At 72.5% G+C, this 21039-nt stretch carries 23 protein-coding genes; 9 read left to right on the top strand and 14 right to left on the bottom strand.

Annotated features, from left to right (window positions below):
- Window positions 1-113: 113 nt before the first annotated feature.
- Window positions 114-560, bottom strand: a complete 447-nt coding sequence (locus tag ACIA6B_RS13275; RefSeq protein ID WP_396773056.1) for a hypothetical protein — start codon at window positions 558-560, stop codon at window positions 114-116.
- A 22-nt stretch (window positions 561-582) separates the two neighbouring features.
- Entirely contained in the window at window positions 583-924 is a 342-nt protein-coding gene (locus tag ACIA6B_RS13270; protein WP_396773054.1) for a hypothetical protein, read from the bottom strand.
- Window positions 925-1188: 264 nt separating this feature from the next.
- Between ACIA6B_RS13270 and ACIA6B_RS13265 the strand changes: the two genes are divergently transcribed.
- The 3 genes from ACIA6B_RS13265 to otsB all read left to right on the top strand — a co-directional run bounded on the left by ACIA6B_RS13265 (window position 1189) and on the right by otsB (window position 3044).
- On the top strand, window positions 1189-1629 hold the full coding sequence (locus ACIA6B_RS13265; RefSeq protein ID WP_396773052.1) for a helix-turn-helix domain-containing protein: 441 nt from the start codon (window positions 1189-1191) through the stop codon (window positions 1627-1629).
- 162 nt (window positions 1630-1791) lie between these two features.
- Entirely contained in the window at window positions 1792-2145 is a 354-nt protein-coding gene (locus ACIA6B_RS13260) for a hypothetical protein (RefSeq protein ID WP_107162326.1), read from the top strand.
- A gap of 71 nt (window positions 2146-2216) precedes the next feature.
- Window positions 2217-3044, top strand: a complete 828-nt coding sequence (gene otsB, locus ACIA6B_RS13255) for a trehalose-phosphatase (protein WP_396773050.1) — start codon at window positions 2217-2219, stop codon at window positions 3042-3044.
- A 196-nt stretch (window positions 3045-3240) separates the two neighbouring features.
- Here otsB and ACIA6B_RS13250 read toward each other — a convergent pair whose 3' ends face one another.
- From ACIA6B_RS13250 to ACIA6B_RS13235, 4 genes are all read right to left on the bottom strand, one after another.
- Window positions 3241-4011, bottom strand: a complete 771-nt coding sequence (locus ACIA6B_RS13250) for an isoprenyl transferase (RefSeq protein ID WP_396773048.1) — start codon at window positions 4009-4011, stop codon at window positions 3241-3243.
- A 210-nt stretch (window positions 4012-4221) separates the two neighbouring features.
- A complete protein-coding gene (locus ACIA6B_RS13245; RefSeq protein ID WP_396773047.1) occupies window positions 4222-5403 on the bottom strand; it encodes a geranylgeranyl reductase family protein in 1182 nt (393 codons plus the stop codon).
- A 163-nt stretch (window positions 5404-5566) separates the two neighbouring features.
- Window positions 5567-6412, bottom strand: coding sequence for a hypothetical protein (locus ACIA6B_RS13240; protein WP_396773045.1), 846 nt, complete (start codon window positions 6410-6412; stop codon window positions 5567-5569).
- A 40-nt stretch (window positions 6413-6452) separates the two neighbouring features.
- Complete coding sequence (locus tag ACIA6B_RS13235) at window positions 6453-8294, bottom strand: phosphoenolpyruvate carboxykinase (GTP) (RefSeq protein WP_396773043.1); 1842 nt, start codon at window positions 8292-8294, stop codon at window positions 6453-6455.
- A 441-nt stretch (window positions 8295-8735) separates the two neighbouring features.
- Here ACIA6B_RS13235 and ACIA6B_RS13230 point away from each other — a divergent pair, with 441 nt between their 5' ends.
- Both ACIA6B_RS13230 and ACIA6B_RS13225 read left to right on the top strand, forming a co-directional pair.
- On the top strand, window positions 8736-9272 hold the full coding sequence (locus ACIA6B_RS13230; protein ID WP_396773166.1) for a GtrA family protein: 537 nt from the start codon (window positions 8736-8738) through the stop codon (window positions 9270-9272).
- A 63-nt stretch (window positions 9273-9335) separates the two neighbouring features.
- On the top strand, window positions 9336-10034 hold the full coding sequence (locus ACIA6B_RS13225) for a GtrA family protein (RefSeq protein WP_396773041.1): 699 nt from the start codon (window positions 9336-9338) through the stop codon (window positions 10032-10034).
- Between the two features lie 86 nt (window positions 10035-10120).
- Here the strand turns inward: ACIA6B_RS13225 and ACIA6B_RS13220 are convergent, their stop codons facing one another.
- Together ACIA6B_RS13220 and ACIA6B_RS13215 are read right to left on the bottom strand one after the other, a co-directional pair.
- Entirely contained in the window at window positions 10121-10690 is a 570-nt protein-coding gene (locus tag ACIA6B_RS13220; RefSeq protein ID WP_396773039.1) for a PH domain-containing protein, read from the bottom strand.
- Window positions 10691-10833: 143 nt separating this feature from the next.
- Window positions 10834-11709 (bottom strand): biotin--[acetyl-CoA-carboxylase] ligase, encoded by an 876-nt coding sequence (locus ACIA6B_RS13215; RefSeq protein ID WP_396773037.1) that lies wholly within the window; start codon window positions 11707-11709, stop codon window positions 10834-10836.
- Window positions 11710-11806: 97 nt separating this feature from the next.
- Between ACIA6B_RS13215 and ACIA6B_RS13210 the strand changes: the two genes are divergently transcribed.
- Entirely contained in the window at window positions 11807-13390 is a 1584-nt protein-coding gene (locus ACIA6B_RS13210) for an acyl-CoA carboxylase subunit beta (protein WP_357291907.1), read from the top strand.
- Between the two features lie 66 nt (window positions 13391-13456).
- On the opposite strand, the gene ACIA6B_RS13205 is transcribed toward ACIA6B_RS13210, so the two are convergent.
- The 4 genes from ACIA6B_RS13205 to ACIA6B_RS13190 all read right to left on the bottom strand — a co-directional run bounded on the left by ACIA6B_RS13205 (window position 13457) and on the right by ACIA6B_RS13190 (window position 16752).
- A complete protein-coding gene (locus tag ACIA6B_RS13205) occupies window positions 13457-14323 on the bottom strand; it encodes a hypothetical protein (RefSeq protein WP_396773035.1) in 867 nt (288 codons plus the stop codon).
- Window positions 14316-14816, bottom strand: a complete 501-nt coding sequence (locus ACIA6B_RS13200; protein WP_396773034.1) for a SigE family RNA polymerase sigma factor — start codon at window positions 14814-14816, stop codon at window positions 14316-14318. Before ACIA6B_RS13200 ends, ACIA6B_RS13205 begins: the two co-directional genes overlap by 8 nt.
- Before the next feature lie 57 nt (window positions 14817-14873).
- Window positions 14874-15857, bottom strand: a complete 984-nt coding sequence (locus ACIA6B_RS13195) for a ketopantoate reductase family protein (protein ID WP_396773032.1) — start codon at window positions 15855-15857, stop codon at window positions 14874-14876.
- A 151-nt stretch (window positions 15858-16008) separates the two neighbouring features.
- Window positions 16009-16752, bottom strand: coding sequence for a M50 family metallopeptidase (locus ACIA6B_RS13190; protein ID WP_396773030.1), 744 nt, complete (start codon window positions 16750-16752; stop codon window positions 16009-16011).
- Window positions 16753-16851: 99 nt separating this feature from the next.
- On the opposite strand from ACIA6B_RS13190, the gene ACIA6B_RS13185 reads away from it, so the two are divergent.
- Window positions 16852-17412, top strand: a complete 561-nt coding sequence (locus ACIA6B_RS13185; RefSeq protein WP_396773028.1) for a Uma2 family endonuclease — start codon at window positions 16852-16854, stop codon at window positions 17410-17412.
- A 128-nt stretch (window positions 17413-17540) separates the two neighbouring features.
- Window positions 17541-18293: a GH25 family lysozyme gene (locus tag ACIA6B_RS13180; protein WP_396773027.1), complete on the top strand. Its 753-nt coding sequence runs from the start codon at window positions 17541-17543 to the stop codon at window positions 18291-18293.
- A 73-nt stretch (window positions 18294-18366) separates the two neighbouring features.
- On the opposite strand, the gene ACIA6B_RS13175 is transcribed toward ACIA6B_RS13180, so the two are convergent.
- Window positions 18367-18582: a hypothetical protein gene (locus tag ACIA6B_RS13175; RefSeq protein WP_396773025.1), complete on the bottom strand. Its 216-nt coding sequence runs from the start codon at window positions 18580-18582 to the stop codon at window positions 18367-18369.
- Window positions 18583-18669: 87 nt separating this feature from the next.
- The gene (locus tag ACIA6B_RS13170) at window positions 18670-20670 is read right to left on the bottom strand and encodes a serine/threonine-protein kinase (RefSeq protein ID WP_396773023.1); all 2001 of its coding nucleotides are present in this window, start codon (window positions 20668-20670) and stop codon (window positions 18670-18672) included.
- A 91-nt stretch (window positions 20671-20761) separates the two neighbouring features.
- Between ACIA6B_RS13170 and ACIA6B_RS13165 the strand changes: the two genes are divergently transcribed.
- Window positions 20762-20974: an acyl-CoA carboxylase subunit epsilon gene (locus tag ACIA6B_RS13165; RefSeq protein ID WP_396773021.1), complete on the top strand. Its 213-nt coding sequence runs from the start codon at window positions 20762-20764 to the stop codon at window positions 20972-20974.
- Window positions 20975-21039: the final 65 nt, after the last annotated feature.

Genomic DNA, 21039 nt, shown 5'->3' with positions numbered 1-21039 from the left:
CGCCGGAACCGGCCGGGATGCATGCCCCCTGCGCGCATCCCGGCCGGGGCCGGAGCCGCCGGCGTCGCGCCGCCACGACGGCGGGCGGGCACGGCGCGTACCGGACGCGGACCTCAGCCCGGCCGCCGCACCAGCGCCCCGGCTCGGGGGCCGGCGGCGGTCGCGCCGAACGACGACCCGGTGTACGTGGTGCCGGCGCGGGCGACGGCGCCGCCGAGCCGAGCGGTCGCGGTGACCCGTACGGCCGGCGCCCCGGCCCGCACGGCCGGCGCGTCGGGGCGGGCGGTGACCGCGGCGGGCACGGCGGTGCCGGCGAACGGCGCGCCGGTACGCCCGACCGAGGTCACCACCGTCGGGGCGGGCGCGGCCAGCGCCGAGGCGATGACGGCCTGCGCCTCCCGACGCCGACGGTTCCAGGCGCCCCGGTCCCCGTCGAAGTAGCCCTGCCGGTAGCCGAACCGGTAGCCGATCCGGTAGCTGAGCTGGCCGTGCAGCCGGCCGGCGGCGTAGCAGGTGGAGCCGAGCACCAGGACGAGGACGACGGCGAGAAAAGGGCTCACCGGGCCACCTCCCCCGCCCGGCTCATCGCTCGTCCGCCCCGGGCAGCGGATCGGCCACCAGTAACCGCTCCAGATCGGCGGTGCTGACCTCCTCGACCAGTTCCACGCTGATCCGGCAGCCGTCGAGGATCACCTCGGCCACCGAGGCCCGGCGGATCTCGCCGCCGGAGTCGTAGACCCGCACGCTCAACTCGGGGCAGCCGAGGTGGGTCCGCCAGGCGTCCCACTCCTCCCGGTCGCCCACGTTGAGCGAGAGGTAGCGGCAGCCCCGGGCGAGGTAGAGGCGCCAGGGCGCGCTCAGCCCGGCGGAGACGCCGTCCGCGATCAGTCCGAAGGCCTGGGCGCGGGTCGCGAGTTCGGTCACGACACCCCCTCCGCACCGGCGGAGTGACGCATGTGAGCACTTGTCGTCTCAAGCACGTGACACAACGTAAGTTGTCTCATGGGCGTGACAGTATCAGCTTTTCGTCCGCTTGCCGCCGTACTGGCGTCTATCTATCCTGCCCGGGTGACACCCCTCGACAGCGGCTCCGGAGCGGTGACCGGCAGCCACCCACCGGCGTCACGTCGGCGTGACACCAGCGCGCCGAGCAACCCCGACACGAGCGACTGGTCGTACCGTCACGGGGTGAGCGAGACGGCCAATGCACGGAAGATCTCCTTTGCCACCTTCGTCCGCCGCGCGCTGGACGACGCCCGCGCCATGCGCGCGTGGAGTGGCACCGAGGTCTCCCGGCGCACCGGTGTCTCCCGCCAGACCATCAACCGCTGGGTGCGCGGCGACTGGGCGAGCGACCCCGAGGCCGAACGGGTGGTCGCGTTCTGCGAGGGGCTCGGGCTCGATCCGGCCGTCGCGTTCACCGCGCTCGGCTGGGACCGGACGACCGGCCCCCGCGCCGCCCCCGCGCCGCCCCCGATGGATCCGGACGTCGAGGCGCTGCTGCGCCGGCTGGTCGACCCGAACGTCTCCGACGCGGAGAAGTTCCACATCCGGGAAACCATTCGTTACCTCGCATATCGCCCGACACTGCCAGCCGATGTCCGAAATAGGGGCAAACAGGCCGGCTAGTTCTCAGATGGCGAAAGAACGGAAAGGCAGTACCGATCGTTTCGCCTCGGGCCCGGATCGGACCGGCTAGCGTCCACGTTTGTACTGCTAAGGGCTCGTCGTCGGCGGGGGGACGGGACACAGCCGAACCCAGCCCTGCGGGACAGAAGGAGGGGTCTGTCCATGACCCTGAAATGGTTGGCAGTCGTGGTCGCGGTGGTGTCGGTGACATCGTGCGTGACCGGCAACGTGGTGGTCGGCGTGCTGGACGGCGGGCAGCTTCCCCTGGTCGTCAATCTCCTCGCGCTCACCACCACCGGCACGGCGGTGATCCTCGCCGTCGTGGCCGAGTTGCACGACCGGCTCAACGACCGGGTCAGCGCGCTCACCGAGTTCCTGGTGGCGCGACTCAACGAGATCGAGGCGCACACCGGCGACCGGAACACCGGCTTCGTGGAGGGGTACCTGCTCAGTCACGGGCAGGAGGCGGCCGTGGTGCCGTTCGGGCGCCGAGGACGGGGAGCCGCCGAACGCTGACCTGCCACGTCGTCCCGACGTCACATCTCGGCCACGAATACGCCGCCCGGCGCGGGGGTACGCTGTCGCGCGTGCCGCCGTTGAATCTGGGCAACCAGCAGCCGAAGACCCCGTTGGACGCCGAGCACGCCTGGCGGGCCACCGCCGCGCGTGCGGGTGACGTGGTGCTCTTCTTCGACTTCGACGGCACACTGGCGCCGGTCGACGACGATCCCACCGCGGTCCGCCCCGCGCCGAAGGTGCTCGCCGCGCTGGAGGCGCTCGCCCCGCGCGTACGCCGGATCGCGATCGTCTCCGCGCGCCCGGTGGAGTTCCTCCGCGACCATCTCGGCGGCCTCACCGGCGTCGACCTGTACGGGCTCTACGGCCTGGAGCACAGCCACTCGGGCGGCGAGACGGTCACCGAGCCGGCGGCGTTGCCCTGGGTGCCGACCATGGCCGAGCTGGCCGAGCAGGCCCAGACCGAGCTGCCGCCGGGCGCGCTCGTCGAGTTCAAGCGGCTCTCCGTCGCGCTGCACTGGCGCACCGCGCCGCAGCTCGGTGACCTGGTGCAGGAGTGGGGCCGGGCCCAGGCCGAGCGGCTGGGCCTGCGTTGTCAGGCCGGCCGCATGGTGCTGGAGCTGAAGCCACCGGTGGACCGGGACAAGGGCATGGTCATCGGCGAGACGGTCCGCGACGCCGGCGGGGCGTGGTATTTCGGCGACGACGTCTCCGACATCAAGGCGTTCGCCGCGCTGCGCGCCCGTGCCGCCACCGATCCCGACTTCCTCGGCGTCTGCGTGGCGGTCGCCAACCCGGAGACCGGCCACGAGGTCGCCGACGCCGCCGACCTCACGCTCGACTCCCCCGCCGCCCTGGGCGACTTCCTCACCGCCGCCCTCCCCCACCTGACCCCCTGACCCCGACCCCCCACCCCGCCCCGCCCCCACCCCCACCCCACCCCCACCCCGCCCGCTTCGTCGATCTTGCACTTACTGCCCGGACAAAGGCAGACAAAAGCCCCAGCCGCGGGGCCGAATGTGCAAGATCGGCGAGATCGGCGAGATCGGCGAGATCGGGCGGCGGGCGCGGGCCGGGACGGGCGGGCGGCGGGCGTCAGGTGCCGTAGCGGCGTTGCCGGGTGGCGTACGAGCGCAGGGCGCGGAGGAAGTCGACCTTGCGGAAGTCGGGCCAGTTCAGCTCGCAGAAGTAGAACTCCGAGTGCGCGCTCTGCCAGAGCATGAAGCCGGAGAGCCGCTGCTCCCCGCTGGTCCGGATGATCAGATCCGGATCCGGCAGGCCCTTGGTGTAGAGGTGCTCGGAGATGTGGTCGACGTCGAGCGTGGTGGCCAGCTCCTCGATCGTCCCGCCGTGCGACGCGTGCTCCAGCAGCAACGAGCGGACCGCGTCGGCGATCTCGCGCCGGCCGCCGTACCCGACGGCGATGTTGACCTGGGCGCCGCCGTCGCGGTCCCGGGTGCGCTCCTCGGCGGCCTTCAACGCGGCCGCGTGCTGCGCCGGCAGCACGTCGAGCGCGCCCACCATGCGCAGCCGCCAGGGATTGCCCTGCTCGGCCAGCTCGGTGGTGAGATCCTCGATGATCTGGAGCAGCGGGTCCAGCTCGGCGGCCGGCCGGGAGAGGTTGTCGGTGGAGAGCAGCCAGAGCGTGACGTGCCCGACGCCGGCCGCGTCGCACCAGCGGAGCAGCTCCTTGATCCGCTCGGCCCCCATCCGGTGACCGTCGTTCGGATCGACGAAGCCCATCTCCCGGGCCCATCTGCGGTTGCCGTCGCACATCACGCCGACATGGGCGGGCACCGGCTTGCCCGCGAGCTTCGCGGTCAGCCGGCGCTCGTACACGGAGTAGAGGAGTTTCCGCAGAGTCATCACTTGCAGGGTAGCGACCCACGGGAAAGATCAGTGCCGCGGTGGCGCATCGCGGGACGGCGGGTCGCCTCCGGCCCGGCACGCCGACCTCGGCGGGTCACTCCCCGGTCCGGCGCGGGCGCGTCACCCGCCCTCCGCGCGGGTGCGGCTCGTCACCCGGCCCCCGCGCGGGTGCGGCTCGTCACCCGGCCCCCGCGCGGGTGCGGCTCGTCACCCGTTGGCCCGGCGGCGGCGCGGCGCGGCGGCGGCGATCGCGCCCAGTGTGCGGGCGTCCAGGCGGCCGTCGCCGAGCCCCAACTCCACCACCGTCCGGTAGACCCGCTCGTCCCGGCCGGCCGCGCCGACCACCGCGTCCACCACCCACTGCCGCCGGGCCAGCCAGGCCGCCGCCGAACTGTGCCGCAGATGAGCGCCGAGCCGGGCGCGCAGCGCCGCCGCGTACCGCCGGGCCGCCTCGGCGGGCGCGTCGGCCGCCGCCGCCCCGGCCAGCGCGCCGGAGCGCAACGCGTAGAAGATGCCCTCGCCGGTGAACGGGTTGATCAACGACAACGCGTCGCCGGCCAGCACCACCCGGCCCTGGCCCGGCGCCGGCCGGTGGGTGGAGAGCGGCAGGTGGTGCGCCCGCAGGTCGGTCACCGTGGCCGGGTCGGTGTCGGGCAGCAGCGCGGCCATCCGGTCCAGCAGGTGCGCCCGGGTCAGCGGCTCGCCGCGCAGCACCTCCCCGTACCCGACGTTCGCCCGCCCGTCGCCGATCGGAAACACCCACGCGTACGCGGGCCAGCGCGCCGCCGAGGTCACGATGAGCTGCTCGGGCGGGCCGGGCGGCGCCGGCGCGTAGCCACGGATGGCGAGCGCGAGGTGCCGGTCCGGGTTCACCGGGTACCCGAGCGCCCGGCGCAGCACCGAGCCGGCGCCGTCCGCGCCGACCACCGCGCGGGCGGTCAGCTCCCCGTCGAGCACCACCCGGTCGACGCCGGCCTCCACCCGGCGTACGGTGTGCCGCCGCAGCTCGGCTCCCGCCCCGACCGCCGCCCGGACCAGTCGCGCGTCGAACACCCGCCGAGGCACCGTGTACGCGGGCCGGGGCAGCGCCCGGGCCACCGCGCCACCGCCGGGACCGACCAGGCGCAGCGCCGGCAGCGGCGGATATCCGTCGACCGCGCCGGTCACGCCCAGCTCGGCGAGCACGTCCAGCGCGTGCGCGGCGATCCCGTCCCCGCACGCCTTGTCCCGCGGGAAGTCGTACCGGTCGAGCAGCAGCACCCGCGCCGCCCCGGCCCGCCGCGCGGCGAGCGCCGCCGCCGCCCCGGCCGGACCCGCCCCCACCACCACGACGTCCCACACCGTGTCACCACCCACCCCCCAATCCTCCCCCCGCCCACCCTTCCCCAACCCCCCACCGCGCCGCCCCACCCCCAACCCCACCCACCCCGCCCCGCCCCCCGCCCCGACCCCCGCCCCGACCCCGTTGATCAAGGAGTTTGCGTCAGAAAGAGGCTCGAAGTTGACGCAAACTCCTTGATCAACGGGGAACGGGTGGGGGGGTGGGGGTGGGTTAGGGGGTGGGGGTGGCTCGGTGGAGGGAGTAGAGGGTGAGGGCGGCGGCGGTGAGGAGAGGGGCGCCGTCGCGGATCAGGCCGTCGGAGCCGAGCAGCCACCAGCAGAGCGGGAGGTCGAGCGCGAGCACGCCGAACGTCACCACCACCAGCGCGCGCCGGGCCCAGCCCTTGCCGCGCAGCAGGAACGCGGTGCAGAACAGCACCGCGTAGCTGGCCGCGATGCCGGCGCCGATCCAGAACAGCACCGCGGGTACGGCGGCGACCCCGCCGTCCAGCAGTGACCCGGTCGCCACCAGCGCCGGCACGAGCATCAAGGGGCTGTAGGTGAACGCGGCGACCCGGGCGGTCAGCAGCCACCCGTTCGCCTGTGGGCGCTTCGGCGTCACCTCGCGCCAGGCGATCGTCCCGCCCTCGACGACCAGGCCCTTGCGGTGTCGGACCAGGTGCGCCCGGACCGCGTCGGAGCGGTAGAGCAGCACCACCACGGCGACGCAGAGCGCGGTGAGCGCCGCGAAGCCGAGCAGGCCGGGCAGCGCCGGCACCCCCTGCCGGGGCACGATCAGGCGGCCCACCGCGAAGACGGTGGTCACGGCCAGGATCAACCCGAACGGGCGGGCCGCCACCCGGCCCCGGTTGACGTGGCCGATCAGGATCAGGAAACCCAGCGAGCGGAGCATCGCCCAACCGGTACGCACCGCGAGGCCGAACTCCTGCTCCGGGGCGTACCAGTAGTTGAGCAGCTCGACCACGACGGTGGCCCCCGCGGTCACGGCGAGCAGCGTGGTCAGCGCCCGGACGGCGGACGGCCGCCGGACCTCGACAGGTTCGGCGGCCGTCCTCATGGCATCCGTTGTTGCCCGGCGCGGGCAACCGGCACACCTGTTACTTCTGCGGCTCCACGTCCAGCCGGGCGCGCAGCGCGTCCAGCTCGGCCCAGAGCACGCCGGGGAGCTTGTCACCGAACTTCTCGAACCACTCGGTGACCAGCGGCAACTCCTTGCGCCACTCCTCCGGGTCGACCTTCAGGGCGATCCGGACGTCCTCCGGGGTCATGTCGAGGCCGTCGATGTCCAGCGCGTCCTGCGCCGGGACCATGCCGATCGGGGTCTCCACCGCGTCGGCGGTGCCCTCCAGGCGCCCGATGACCCACTTGAGGACGCGGGAGTTCTCGCCGAAGCCCGGCCAGAGGAAGCTGCCCTCGGCGTCCTTGCGGAACCAGTTGACGTAGTAGATCTTGGGCAGCTTGGCCTCGTCGCCGTCGGTGCCCTTGCCCATCTCGATCCAGTGCCGGAAGTAGTCACCGGCGTGGTAGCCGATGAACGGCAGCATGGCCATCGGGTCGCGGCGCACCACGCCGACCGCGCCGGACGCGGCGGCGGTGGTCTCCGAGGAGAGCGTGGCCCCCATGTAGACGCCGTGCACCCAGTCCCGCGCCTCGGTGACCAGCGGGACGGTGTCCCGCCGCCGGCCGCCGAACAGGATCGCGTCGATCGGCACGCCGTTCGGGTCGTAGTAGTCCTCGGCCAGGATCGGGCACTGCGTGATCGGGGTGCAGAACCGGCTGTTCGCGTGCGAGGAGAGGTTGTCGCTCTCCGGCGTCCAGTCGTTGCCCTTCCAGTCGATCAGGTGCGCCGGCGGCTCACCCATGCCCTCCCACCAGATGTCGCCGTCGTCGGTGAGCGCCACGTTGGTGAAGACCGAGTTGCCGCGGTCCAGCGTCCGCATGGCGTTGGCGTTGGTCTTCCAGTCGGTGCCGGGCGCGACGCCGAACAGGCCGTACTCCGGGTTGATCGCGTAGAGGCGGCCGTCCGGGCCGAAGCGCATCCAGGCGATGTCGTCGCCGATGGTCTCGACCTTCCAGCCCGGGATGGTCGGCTCCAGCATGGCCAGGTTGGTCTTGCCGCAGGCCGACGGGAAGGCGCCGGCGATGTGGTAGACCTTGCCCTCCGGCGAGGTGATCTTGAGGATCAGCATGTGCTCGGCCAGCCAGCCCTCGTCGCGCCCCATCACGCTGGCGATCCGCAGCGAGTAGCACTTCTTGCCGAGCAGCGAGTTGCCGCCGTAACCGGAACCGAAGGACCAGATCTCCCGGGTCTCCGGGAAGTGCGAGATGTACTTGGTCTCGTTGCACGGCCAGGCCACGTCCTGCTGGCCGGGCGCCAGCGGCGCGCCGATCGAGTGCAGCGCGTGCACGAAGTCGGCGTCGTCGCCCATCGCCTCCAGGATCGACGACCCCATCCGGGTCATGATCCGCATCGAGGCGACCACGTACGGGCTGTCCGTGATCTCGACGCCGAACATGGGGTTCTCGGCCTCGACCGGGCCCATGCAGAACGGGATGACGTACATGGTGCGACCGCGCATGCTGCCGCGGTACAGCTCAGTCATCGTCCGCTTCATCTCGGCCGGCGCCATCCAGTTGTTGGTGGGGCCGGCGTCCGCCTCGTCGACGGAGCAGATGAAGGTGCGCTCCTCGACCCGGGCGACGTCCGTCGGGTCCGTCCGCGCGTAGAACGAGTTGGGCTTCTTCTCGGGGTTCAGCCGGATCAGGGTGCCGTTGGAGACGAGTTCGTCGGTGAGGCGACGCCACTCCTCGTCGGACCCGTCCACCCACACCACCCGCTCCGGAGTGGTGAGTTCCGCGACCTCTCGGACCCAGGCGAGCAGTTTGGGGTGGGACGTCGGGGCCTGATCGATACCCCGAACAACAGCCGGAGCAACCATGTCACATCTCCTTGTGGTCGACGCTGACCGATCTATGGGATGCACGAGTTCTGGCGGGTGAGGCGCCGCCGTCGTGGAAACCTGGGATTGGGCTCAGCGTAAACCGGGCTGCCTCCCCAGTCAGTGGGACTGGTTGTGAAGAACTGCACAAGGTACGCCCACGCTGCGGCTACACGATCTGATACCCGCTTTCGCGCGCAGTTTCACGCAAATCCTTCGGCGAACCTTCGACCGCCCGACCCACGGATGCGGGATTACGTGATGCGCCGCGCGCCTTGGTACGGTCGGTTACGCTCTGCTCACCGACATTCGGAACGAACCACCGGACCGCCTCCCGGCGACCCGGTCGCGGCGGACGGCGGGGAAGTTGTCGCGGCCGACTCGCCGTTGCGGCGGGTCCCCCTTCCCTGCAACCGGTACTCTCGGCGGGTGGCCGCGACGATGACCGGGGACCAACCGGGGGCTCCGCCGACCCGTTCGGGTCCGCTCGGAGCGCTGCTCCACCGCTTCGGCCACCTCATCCACGAGCTGAGCAAGTTCGCCACCGTCGGCGGCTTCGCCTTCCTCGTCGACTTCGCGCTCTTCAACTACCTGTCGAGCGGGCGCGGCATGCCGCCGCTGGCCGCGAAGACCATCTCCACCGTGGTCGCCGCGACGGTCGCCTTCCTCGGCAACCGGTTCTGGACCTGGCGGCACCGCCAACGCTCCAACCCGGCCCGCGAGTACGCGCTGTTCTTCTTCTTCAACGGGGTGGGCCTCGGCATCGCGGTGGCCTGCCTGGCGATCAGCCGCTACGGCCTGGGCGCGATCTGGCCGGCGGTGTTCCAGACGCCCCTGGCCGACAACATCGCCAGCTTCCTCGTCGGCACCGGCCTGGGGACGCTGTTCCGCTTCTGGTCGTACCGACGATTCGTCTTCGTCGAGGCGGGAACTCCCCCCGTTCCGGCACCGAGCCGAGATCGAGAGTCCGGGGCGTGACGCACCGCCCATCCCGACCCGCCGGGCCCTGCCGGCCCTGCCCACTGCCCTAAGGTGTTCCGCATGCCTGGAGTCCGTCTGCTGCCCGAGCGCTGGCAGAAGTTCATCCGTGAGGCGGCCAAGTTCGGCATCGTCGGCGGCATCAACACCGTCATCAATTACGCGGTGTTCAATGCGCTGGCACTCACGGTTTTCCGGGACGGCCAACTCAAGGCGACCGTGATCGCGACCATCGTCGCCACGATCACGTCGTATCTGATGAATAGGCACTGGACGTACCGGGATCGACCGAAATCCGCCCTGCGGCGGGAATATGTCCTGTTTTTCCTGTTCAACGGCGCCGGCCTGGTCATCGAACTCGGCGTCCTGGCGTTGGCGAAGTACGGCCTCGGCGTCCACGGCCTGCTGGCGTTGAACGTGGCGAAGACGGTCGGCGTCCTGCTGGCCACCCTGTTCCGCTTCTGGTCCTACCGCACGTTCGTGTTCCAGCCGGTGCCGAAGCACGCCGAGGAGACCTGGCACGCCGTGCCCCGCGACGAGTGGGACAACGTCGCGGAGATGGACCCGGTCGCCGAGCTGGCCGAATCGGTGAGCGAGCTGGAGGAGGAGGAGCTGCCCCCGGGCGCGAGCCGCCCGAGGAGCGACTACACACCGCCCCAGGGGCGTACAGCTCCGGTCGACGCCGCGCTGGGCGGGGCGCTCCGCGCCGACCTGGACGCCGAACTGGCCGCCGAGTTCCCGTCCCGCCGCGCCCGCCGCTGAACGTGGGCGCCCGCCGCTGAAGGGTGGGCGCCCGCTGGCTGAACGTGAGCGCCCGCCGGCTGGACGTGGACCCACCCTGGCGCGGCTCACGAGGGGTCGCGGAGCGGCTTCCCCTCGGCCATGTCGGCAAGCATCTCCCGCATCTCTCCGTCGCCCAGGCTGTGCTTGTCGTGGTGGGCCTCGACCAGCTCGTAGAGCTTCGTCTGCACCCGGTCCACGTGCGGCACGTCGTGCAGCACCGACTGGCCCCGCTCACCGGCCGACTCGATGGTCAACGTCCCGCAGCCGAGCATCCGCTCCACGAAACGCTGGTGCATGGCGTGGTCGTTGATCCGGGTCAGCGGCAGGTCCCGCCGGTTGCGGGAGAGCACGCCCTCCTGGAGCAGCACCCGCTCGTTGGTGAACAGGTAGTGCGTGCTGCGCCAGACCAGGAACGGCCACAGGCCCAGCCAGAGCACCAGCACGAGGCCGAGCCCGGCGAGGACGTACAGCGCGATGGCGCCGCCGTCGCCCTCCGGCAGCAGGATCCAGCCGGCGACCACCGCCGCGACGGTGAGCGCCAGCACCAGGATCGGCCGGACCAGGGCCTTCCAGTGCGGGTGCAGGTGCAGCACGACGTGCTCGTCCTCGGTGAGCACGTCTTCGGGGAACGCCACTTCGAACCTCCTCGGGGAACCGGACGCGCTGACCGTAACCGGTCGGGGCACCCCGGCGGCATCGGCCGCGCGGGCCGCTGCCGGAGGGAGATGTTAGGCGGGGCCCCCGCCTATACCGGAGGCGTAAGCAAGGGCCCCTCCTTTCACCGCAGGTGGAGCACGTCGCCGGCGGCCAGGCGGAGGGGGGCGCCGGTGGCGGCGTCGACCACGAGCTGGCCGTCGGGGTCTACGCCGGTCGCGGTGCCGTGCGCCTCGCGCCCGTCCGGCAGCAGCACCCGTACCCGGCGGCCGATCGTGGCGCACCCGGCCAGGTACGCGTCGCGCAGCCCGCTGGCCTCCGCGTCGCCCCCGGCGTCGCGCCAGCGCGCGTACCAGTCGGCGAGCGAGCGCAGCAGCGCCCGCAGCAGCGGATCGCGGTCGGTGGCGGTGGCGCCGGCGAGCTGGAGCGAGGTGGCCGGCAGCCCGGTCGGGTTCTCCGGCAGCTCGGCGGCGCGCAGCGTCACGTTGAGGCCGACGCCGACCACGATCGCGGGCGGCACGGCCCCGTCGCCGGGCACCGCCTCGGCCAGCACGCCGGCGCACTTCGCGCCGTCCACCAGCAGGTCGTTGGGCCACTTCAGCCGGGCGTCCAGCTCGGCCAGCAGGCGGACCGCCTCGGCCAGCGCGACGCCGGCCAGCAGCGGCAGCCAGCCGTACCCGGTGGCCGGCACCGGCGCCCAGCCGCGTTCGGCGACCGCCTCCCCGGGTCGGAGCAGGACGCTTGTCGCGATGCCGGCGCGCGGCGGCGACTGCCAGACCCGGCCCCGCCGCCCCCGGCCGGCGGTCTGCCGCTCGGCGACCACCACCAGGCCCTCCGGTTCGCCGTCCCGCGCGGCGGCCACCACGTCCGCGTTTGTCGAGCCGGTCTCCACCAGCAGCTCCAACCGGCGCCAGGGTCCGTGCGGCGCGACCAGCGCCCGCCGCAGCCGGGCCGCCGACAGCGGCGGGCGGTCCAGATCGGTGTACGGCGAGCCGGGCATCCCGCCAGCCTACGGCCCCGAGGGTTCGCCGGTCGCCGGTAAGCGGTGAGGCGCACTGCACAACCCCACCCACCTGAACCATCGTTATATTCCACGGGTGACTACCGAGACCGGGACCACCATCCACACGACCGCCGGCAAGCTGGCGGACCTGGAGCGACGGCTCGACGAGGCGGTGCACGCCGGGTCGGCGCGCGCGGTCGAGAAGCAGCACGCGCGGGGCAAGAAGACCGCCCGGGAGCGGATCGAGCTGCTCCTCGACGAGGGCTCGTTCGTCGAGCTGGACGAGTTCGCCCGGCACCGCTCGACGAACTTCGGCCTGGAGCGCACCCGCCCGTACGGCGACGGCGTGGTGACCGGCTACGGCACCGTGGACGGCCGGCAGGTCTGCGTGTTCGCGCAGGACTTCACCGTCTTCGGCGGCTCCCTCGGCGAGGTCTTCGGGGAGAAGATCGTCAAACTGATGGACCTGGCCATGAAGATCGGCTGCCCGGTCGTCGGCATCAACGACTCCGGTGGCGCGCGGATCCAGGAGGGCGTCGCCTCGCTCGGTCTCTACGGTGAGATCTTCTTCCGCAACGTGCGGGCCAGCGGTGTCATCCCGCAGATCTCCCTGATCATGGGCCCGTGCGCGGGCGGCGCGGTCTACTCCCCGGCGGTCACCGACTTCACCGTGATGGTCGACCAGACCTCGCACATGTTCATCACCGGCCCCGACGTGATCAAGACGGTCACCGGCGAGGACGTCGGCATGGAGGAGCTGGGCGGCGCCCGCACCCACAACGCCCGCAGCGGCAACGCGCACTACCTCGGCACCGACGAAGAGGACGCGATCGACTACGTGAAGGCGCTGCTGTCGTACCTGCCGTCGAACAACCTGGACGAGCCGGTGGTGTTCGACGCCCCGGCCGACCTGGCGGTCACCGACTCCGACCGGGAGCTGGACACGCTGATCCCGGACTCGGCCAACCAGCCGTACGACATGCACCGGGTCATCGAGCACGTGCTCGACGACGGCGAGTTCCTGGAGGTGCAGCCGCTGTACGCGCAGAACATGGTGGTCGGCTTCGGCCGCGTCGAGGGTCGCCCGGTGGGCGTGGTGGCGAACCAGCCGATGCAGTTCGCCGGCACGCTCGACATCGCCGCCTCGGAGAAGGCGGCCCGGTTCGTACGCACCTGCGACGCGTTCAACGTGCCGGTGCTGACGTTCGTGGACGTGCCCGGCTTCCTGCCCGGCACCGGGCAGGAGTGGGACGGCATCATCCGGCGCGGCGCGAAGCTCATCTACGCGTACGCCGAGGCCACCGTCCCGAAGGTCACCGTGATCACCCGCAAGGCGTACGGCGGCGCGTACGACGTGATGGGCTCCAAGCACCTCGGCGCGGACCTCAACTTCGCCTGGCCGACCGCGCAGATCGCGGTGATGGGCGCCCAGGGCGCGGTGAACATCCTCTACCGCGCCGAGCTGGCGAACGCCGAGGACCCGGCCGCCGTCCGCGCCGAGAAGATCGCCGAGTACGAGGACACGCTGGCCAACCCGTACATCGCTGCCGAGCGCGGCTACGTCGACGGCGTGATCCCGCCGCACGAGACACGGACCCAGATCGTCCGGGCGCTGCGGGTGCTGCGCACCAAGCGCGAGACGCTGCCGCCGAAGAAGCACGGCAACATCCCGCTGTAGGTGTAGGGAGGGGTCCCCGCTTGACGCCTCGCGTAGAGCGGGGCCCCTTCGCCCACGCGGCCCGGTTCAGCAGCCGGGGTCGGCGGCGACGCACATCCGCTCGGCCGCGAGCCGGGCCAGGTCCCGCAACTGCGACTCGGTGCCGTCCGAACCGTTCTGGAGCACGCTGACCAGATCACCGACACGCACCACCGCCAACGCGGTGACCGACGTGGTGTCACCGAGTGACGCGCCGGTGTCCAGGTTGCGGGCTTGGCCGACCGTGTGGCGCACCAGCACCGACTCGTCCCCGGCAAAGCCGCGGTCGACCTCCTGCCAGGAGTGGGCGACCTCCGCGTCGATCGTCTTGCCGCGCCACGCCGTAGGGCCGCTGGAGCGCCACATCCGGCAGGGGGCGAGCAGCGCGGGCAGCCCGTCGAAGAGCCGGTCGGCCCCGTCCGGCGCGATCCGGTAGAGGTCCTGGATGGCCAGCACCTGGCCCTCTCGCTGATCGCGGCCCCCGGTACGTTCCCGGACCATGGTCACCGAACGCGAATAACGGGACTGCTCCCACGTCGTCGGTTGTCCCTGGTTCTGCCGGCAGTACTCCAGCATCCGGTCCAGCCGGATCTCCTCGCCGAGGCCGGACTCGGTCCAGGGCTCCACGATGGCCGGCCGCAGGTCCGCCGGTTGCAACAGCGCCTCGGCGGGCACCTCGGTGGCGGTCCAAACAGTCGCCGACGGGCTGGCCGCGGCCGGCGTCGGCACGTCGGCGCCTCGGCTTGTCAGGAGCGCGGCACCGGAGGTGAATGTCAGCACCGCCACGGCCGCCGCGACTGCCGCACGCCGGCTGCGTCGGCGTGCCCGGGCCCGCAACTCGGCCGGCTCCGCCCACCGGACGGCGTGCAGCTCACGCTGCATCAGGGAGATGAACGTCGGGTCGTCGTCACGCATCGGCGGGCTCCTCCAGATCTACGACCACGAGCAGTTCGGCCAGCGCGGCGCGGCCCCGGGACAGCCGCGCCTTGACGGTGCCGAGCGGCGCCTCGGTCTCCCGGGCCACCTCGGCCACCGGCATGCCGAGCAGGTAGTGCATCGCGATGGCGGTGCGTTGCGCCTCGGGCAGCCGGCGCAACGCCGCCACCACCTCCACGGTGTCCGTGCCGGGGGCGGGAATGCTCTCCTGTGCCCCGTGTCGCAGGTAGGCACGGGCCCGGCTGCGCAGGCTGCGCCACCGGCTCACCGCGATCCGGCTGGCCACCACCCGCACCCAGGACTCCGGGTCGTCGTACCCGCGCACGGTCGACCACCGCTGCCAGGCCCGGATGTACGCCTCCTGCACCGCGTCCTGCGCCTCGGCCAGGTCACCGGTGAGCACGTACACGAAGCCGAGCAGCCGTTGCCGGCTGCCCCGGTAGAACTCGTCGAAGCCGTCGCTGTCGGGCACTGCCACCTCCCCGTGTTCGCCAGGGACACGCCTGGCGGCGCGGCTCGGGTTGCCCGCTCAGCCGATCAATTTCTCCAGTTCCCCGCGGGGGAAGCCGCCGGCCGGGATCCGTTCGCGGACCGCCCGCCGGACGGCGGTCTGGACCGCGGCGTTGGCCGGGGTGGGCACCCCGTGCAGGCGGCCGAGCAGCACGATCTCGCCGTTGAGGTGGTCGGCCTCGGCGGAGCCGGCACCTCGGGCGAGGCTCTGCCAGGTGGAGCCGCCGGACCGCGTTTCGCCGTCGACCGGCCGGTGCGCCACCAGGTCGCCGCGTGCGGCGGCCTCCTCCTCGCGGGTCGTGTGCGGGATGCCGGCGGCGGCCAGCGCCGCCTCGCCCTCGGCGCGGACCCGGGCCGACAGCGGCTCGGGCACGTCCCGGCCGAGCAGTGCCTGGAGGCCGTTGCCGAGGTTGGCCAGGAGCTTGCCGTACTTCCAGCGCATCACGTCGTCGCGGACCGGGGCGACGAAGCCGGCGGCGGTCAGGTCGGCCGCGACCGCCCGCCCGGTGTCGTCGGTGCCGGTCGGGTAGCGCCCGAGGTGCAGCATCCCCGGATGCGGGTGCCCGTTGGCGACCACCACGCCCGGTTCCAGGTGGGTGGCGGGCAGCCACACGCAGACCGGGTGCACCCGGGCGAAGAGCCGCAGCGCGGCGGGTTCGTTCGCCACCCCGTTCTGGGCCAGCACGACCGGGAGCCGCTCGCCCGCCGTGCCGCCGCCCGCCACCGGCGCGTCGGCCCAGGTGGTCAGCGCGGCGACGGTGTCCTGCGACTTCACGGTGAGGACCAGCACGGTGTCGGCCGGCAACGGTGGGCCGCCCGGCCCGGCCGCCGCCGGCAGCCGGCCGGACACCGCGCCGCGCGGCGTCCGCAACGTCAACCCCCGCTCGCGCAGCGCGTCCAGGTGAGCGCCGCGGGCCACCAGCGTCACGTCGCGGCCGGCGTCGGCCAGCAGTACGCCGATGGTGCCGCCAACCGCGCCCGCTCCGATGATCACGTATCGCACCGGTCCGATTCTGCCTCGCCGGGCCGGGTACCGCCCGGAACGGTGGCGTGTCCCGGTGCGACGAGGCGTGCCGCGGCGCGGCGCGGGCGCCGGAGCAGCGGGCACTGGAGCAGCGGGCACCGGAGCGGCGGGTGCCGGAGCACGGCAGGGGTCAGCCGGTGAGGCCGGTGTCGGCGAGGATCGGGCCGGCCAGCAGCAGCGCGCCGGCGACCAGCGCGCCGACACTGACCAGCAGGAACGCCGCCACCCAGAACAGCGGCGGGAACGGCGTGAGCCGGGCGAGCTGGTCGGCGTCCGACTCCGGCATCCGGCCGCGGCTGCGTTGGCGTCGCAGCTCGAACACCGGGCGTACGCCGCCGAACAGCAGGAACCAGATCGAGGTCCAGGCGAACGCGGCCTGGACCTGGGGCGGGGTGTACCAGGACACGGCGAGCACCAGACCGCCGGTGACCAGCAGCGACAGCGCGCCGAACAGGTTGCGGATCAGCACCAGCATGCCCAGCAGCAGCGCCACCGCGACCCAGAGCAGCAGCGTGATCCGGTTTCCGGCCAGCAGCCAGGCGCCGGCCAGGCCGAGCAGCGAGGGGGCGACGTAGCCGGCGAGCAGCGTGAGGATCATGCCCGGTCCGGAGGGCCGGCCGGCGGAGAGCGTCAGCCCGGACGTGTCCGAGTGCAGCCGGATGCCGTGCAGCCGCCGGCCGGTGAGCAGCGCCACCAGCGCGTGGCCGCCCTCGTGGGCGATGGTCACCGCGTTGCGGGCGATCCGCCACGGCAACCGGGTGACGACCACCGCGAGCGCGACCACGGCGGTGAGCACCACCAGCAGCGGGGGCGGGTCCGGCTGGGCGCTCAGCAGCGTGTCCCAGAGCGTGGTGAGACCGTCGATCAGGGGCATGGGCGGGGAGCCTACCGGCCGGAGTCGTGTCGATCGACCGGCCCGGCCTCGTAGAGTGTGAGACTGATCGGACGAGGCGTCGGAACGGAGGTGAGGTCGGTGAGCGCAGCCCCCCTGGAGCCCCACAGCTCGCACGTGGGTCCGTGGACCGAGGCCGACTACCTCGCGCTGGAGGACAGCCTCGACCGCATCGAACTGCTCGACGGGAGCCTGATCGTGAGCCCTGCCCCGAGCCGGCGGCACCAGCGGGTGGCACGACGGCTGGCGAACGCGCTCGAGCTGGCGGCCGAACCGGTCGGCCTGTTCATCTACGACGCCATCAACGTTAGGCTGGGTGGGGACCGGATCGTGATCCCGGATCTCGTCGTCACGGATACCGACGACGACGGAGTGATCCTGGATGTGGCCCGAGTCGTGCTTGTCGGAGAGATCGTCTCCCCCGGCAACGCCGCCGCCGATCGGGTCCTGAAGATGCAGCTCTACGCGATCGCGCGCATCCCGTGGTACCTGCTTGTCGAGCAGGACGGCGACAGCCACTCGCTGCGGCTGCACCGGCTCGACGGTGAGCACTACGTCGAGGACGCAGTCGCCAAGGCCGGCGAGACACTGACAGTGACCGAGCCGTTCCGCTGGGCAATGGACCCGGCCGCGCTCCGCTGACTCCGAAGTCGCGCACCACCAGGGACGACGACATTCGTCGATGAAAATTTCCTTGCTTCCTATTGCGATGCAGGGCAGTTATCTCCAAAGATGGGCGTCAATCAGTTGACGTCCTCTGGAGGCAAACCATGGCCCGTACCAGACTCTCCGTACGCCGGCTCCTCGCCGCCGGCCTGGCCGTCGCCGCCACCGCGGCTGCGGCCCTCGTGGCGACCGCCGGACCGGCCGCCGCCGCGACCACGCCCGGCATCGACGTCTCCCGCTACCAGGGCACCATCAACTGGACCAGCGTGCGGAACTCGGGCATCCAGTTCGCCTTCATCAAGGCCACCGAGGGCACCAGCTACAAGGACCCGAACTTCAACACGAACTACGTGAACGCCTACAACGCCGGCGTGATCCGCGGGGCGTACCACTTCGCCCGGCCGAACATCTCCGCCGGTTCCACCCAGGCCGGCTACCTGGCCAGCAACGGTGGCGCCTGGTCCGCCGACAGCCGGACGCTGCCCGCCGCGCTGGACATCGAGGCCAACCCGTACAGCGGTGGCTACTGCTACGGCCTGAGCACCACCGGCATGCGCAACTGGATCCAGGACTTCCTCAACACCTACCGCTCCCGCACCGGCCGGTACGCGGTCATCTACACCACCACGAGCTGGTGGAACCAGTGCACCGGCAGCTGGACCGGGCCGTGGGCCAACCACCCGCTGTGGCTCGCCCGCTGGTCGAGCACGCCCGGCTCGCTGCCGGCCGGCGCCCCGGTCTGGAGCTTCTGGCAGTACACCAGCACCGGAAGCGTCTCCGGCATCAGCGGCAACGTCGACCGCAACTACTGGAACGGCGACCGCACCCGGCTGATCGCGCTGGCCAACAACACCTGACGGACGCGCACGGACAGCGGGACCGCCCCGAACCGGGGCGGTCCCGCTGTCGTCGTACCGTCTCGATCGAAGCTCAGGCCCGGCGGCGCGTGGCGACCGGCACGGGCACCGCGGCAGGCCGACGGGTCCAGCGCCACGCCGCCACCCCGGCGACGGTCAGGGTGAGCACCCCGAGGACCGCGACCGGCGCGGACAGGCCGGCGGTGATCAGGAGCAGGACGGCGTCGCCGAGCGCGACCAGCATCCACAGTGCCAGCCGGGGGCCGGTGTCCCTGCGTCGGTAACCCATGTCGCACCTCCTTCGTCGTCGGGGTATTCATACCCCCGACTACGGAAAGTCATGCGAACAAGTTTCGCGGGCGCGGGATTCGCCGGGTCAGTTCCTCCGGTCCGGCACGAAACCCTTGGTGATCACGTCGAAGGCGGCCAGGTTGGCCTGCCAGTCCTTCGCCGGCACCTCCCAGCGCAGCGCGTAGCCCCGGTTGCTGGCCGTGGCCACGCCCCGGTTACGCACGTGGAAACGGGTGCCGTTGTCGCGCGTCTCCAGCCAGTCCCAGTCGGCGCAGGTGCGGTAGTAGCCCTTGCACGGGACGATGTCGACAAGCTCGTAGTTGCTGACCCGCGAACGCCGGTACGGCTCCTGCTCCCGCCAGTCGGCGAGCGCGTCCTTCTCCGGCCGGTCCGTCCACTGCATGAACAGCACCCGGCGGGCGCCGCCCACCTCGTAGAGCACGACCTGGTTGTTGCCGGGCCGGGCCTGCCAGCCGTTCGGGATCGGCACCTTGAAGCCGTTCGAGCCGGTGTAGTAGCGCCAGCCGGTCGGCAGCACGAACCCGGTCGGCGACGGGCTGGCCGACGGGCTCGGGCTGGTCGACGGGCTGGCCGACGGCGCGCTCGCACTCGGTGAGGCGCTGGCGCTCGGCGCGGGCGGGACCGCCGACGCCACCGACGAACCGGTGGTCGGTCGGCCGCCGTCGCCCCCGTCGTCGTCGCCGTTGTTCAACAGCGGCACGGCCACCGCCAGGCCGACCAACAGCACCAGCACCAGCGCGCCGAGCAGCAGGTTGCGCCGGTTCGGCGCAGCCCTGACGCCCGGCAGCACGGTCGCCCGACCGGTCGACGACACCGGGCCACCCGCCGCCGGGCTGACCGGCGCGGATCCGGCCGGAGCCGGGCTGACCGACGCCGGGGCCGGACGCTGCGCGGGCGCGGCGACGACCGGCTCACCGTCGAGCCGGGTCTCGTCGAGCGCCGGGTCGGCGTCGTCGACCCGGGCCTCGCCGACCGGCGGATCGGCGTCGAGCTTCGTCGTCGGATCGGCGACCGGCGGCGTCACCTTCGCGGTCGGTCCGGCATCCGAGGTGGACGCCGGCACCAACGCGGTCGGCTCGGCGACCGCCCCACTCGCGGCGGCGGCCACCCCGGACGCCGAGGTGGAAGCGCGTTCGACCTGGTCGTCGGCGGGGCGCGGCGCGGGCACCAGCGGGGGTCGCGGCACCCGCGGACCATTCGGCCCCGGCCGGCGTACGCCGTCCAGCAGCGAGATGCCCTTGGCCCGCCGGCCGCCGACCTTGCGCAGCATGCGCTCCGCCACCTCGGCGGTGATCCGCTCGTCCGGATCCTTACGCAGCAGGCCCTGGAGCACCGGCTTGAGCGGCCCGGCGTTGCGCGGCGGCGGCATCGGCTCGGTGGCGAGCGCGGCCAGCGTGGCGATCGCCGACGGGCGAGCGTACGGCGACTTGCCCTCGACGGCGGCGTAGAGCGTGGCGCCCAGCGACCACAGGTCGGCCTCCGGACCGGCGGTGCCGTCCCGCGCCCGTTCCGGAGAGATGTACGCCGGGGAGCCCAGCACCATGCCGGTGCGGGTCACGTTCGGGTCGCCCGGAATGGTGGCCAGGCCGAAGTCGGTGAGCACCACCCGACCGTCCTCGCCGAGCAGCACGTTGCCCGGCTTCACGTCGCGGTGCATGATGCCGGCCTTGTGCGCGGCCTTCAACGCGCCCAGCACGCCGAGACCGATCTCGACCGCCTTGGCCACCGAGACCGGGCCGTCCTCGGCGATTGTGTCCTGCAACGACTTCGAGGCGACGTACTCCATGACAATCCACGGGTCGCCGTCGGTGCGCAGCACGTCGAAGATGCGGACCACGTTGACGTTGTTGAGCCGGGCGATCGCGCGGGCCTCACGCAGCGAGCGTTCCCGCATCTCACGGCGCTCGTCCGGGGTGAGACCCGGCGGCGGGACCAACTCCTTGATGGCGACGTCGCGGTGCAGCACCTCGTCCCGCGCCTTCCAGACGCGGCCCATGCCGCCCTGACCGAGCGGCGTGATGAGCCGGTATCGGTCAGCGACGAGTTGGGGAAGCGCGTTCGACATCGCAGAAACGGTACCCGGCCGGTCCGACGCGCACACCGCCGGCACGCCACTCTACGACGAAGGTCGAGTTCGCGACGCGTACCCTTGGGTCATGTCTGCCGAAGAGCCGATGTTCCGGGTCGTCCGCGGCGTGCCCACCGCCGAGGAACTGGCCGCCCTGGTCGGCGCGGTCATGGTGCGCACCCGCCCGGTCACGGCCCCCGCGCCGGCCGCCGTCTCGCACTGGGCGCGCAGCGCCCGGCCGGCCGGCGCCACGCCGGTCGCCGGCCCCGGCGCGTGGCGCAGCTCCGGCCTTCCCCGCTGAAACCTTCCCCGCGTACGCGAGCAGTTCCGGGGCTGCCAGGATCAGCGCGGAGCCACTAACCTCAC

Source organism: Micromonospora sp. NPDC051141, assembly GCF_044455765.1.
GTDB lineage: Bacteria > Actinomycetota > Actinomycetes > Mycobacteriales > Micromonosporaceae > Micromonospora.
The sequence above is the reverse complement of the archived record's forward strand: the minus strand, read 5'-3'. Positions and strand labels throughout refer to the sequence as shown.

Coding starts and splice junctions, on each gene's coding strand:
- ACIA6B_RS13215 (WP_396773037.1), bottom strand. CDS start 11,709: ATGCCCGGCTCGCCGTACACCGATCTGGACCGCCCGCCGCTGTCGGCG.
- ACIA6B_RS13190 (WP_396773030.1), bottom strand. CDS start 16,752: ATGCCCCTGATCGACGGTCTCACCACGCTCTGGGACACGCTGCTGAGC.
- ACIA6B_RS13240 (WP_396773045.1), bottom strand. CDS start 6,412: ATGAGGACGGCCGCCGAACCTGTCGAGGTCCGGCGGCCGTCCGCCGTC.
- ACIA6B_RS13175 (WP_396773025.1), bottom strand. CDS start 18,582: ATGGGTTACCGACGCAGGGACACCGGCCCCCGGCTGGCACTGTGGATG.
- ACIA6B_RS13180 (WP_396773027.1), top strand. CDS start 17,541: ATGGCCCGTACCAGACTCTCCGTACGCCGGCTCCTCGCCGCCGGCCTG.
- ACIA6B_RS13260 (WP_107162326.1), top strand. CDS start 1,792: ATGACCCTGAAATGGTTGGCAGTCGTGGTCGCGGTGGTGTCGGTGACA.
- ACIA6B_RS13225 (WP_396773041.1), top strand. CDS start 9,336: ATGCCTGGAGTCCGTCTGCTGCCCGAGCGCTGGCAGAAGTTCATCCGT.
- ACIA6B_RS13170 (WP_396773023.1), bottom strand. CDS start 20,670: ATGTCGAACGCGCTTCCCCAACTCGTCGCTGACCGATACCGGCTCATC.
- ACIA6B_RS13235 (WP_396773043.1), bottom strand. CDS start 8,294: ATGGTTGCTCCGGCTGTTGTTCGGGGTATCGATCAGGCCCCGACGTCC.
- ACIA6B_RS13230 (WP_396773166.1), top strand. CDS start 8,736: ATGACCGGGGACCAACCGGGGGCTCCGCCGACCCGTTCGGGTCCGCTC.
- ACIA6B_RS13250 (WP_396773048.1), bottom strand. CDS start 4,011: ATGACTCTGCGGAAACTCCTCTACTCCGTGTACGAGCGCCGGCTGACC.
- ACIA6B_RS13205 (WP_396773035.1), bottom strand. CDS start 14,323: ATGCGTGACGACGACCCGACGTTCATCTCCCTGATGCAGCGTGAGCTG.
- ACIA6B_RS13165 (WP_396773021.1), top strand. CDS start 20,762: ATGTCTGCCGAAGAGCCGATGTTCCGGGTCGTCCGCGGCGTGCCCACC.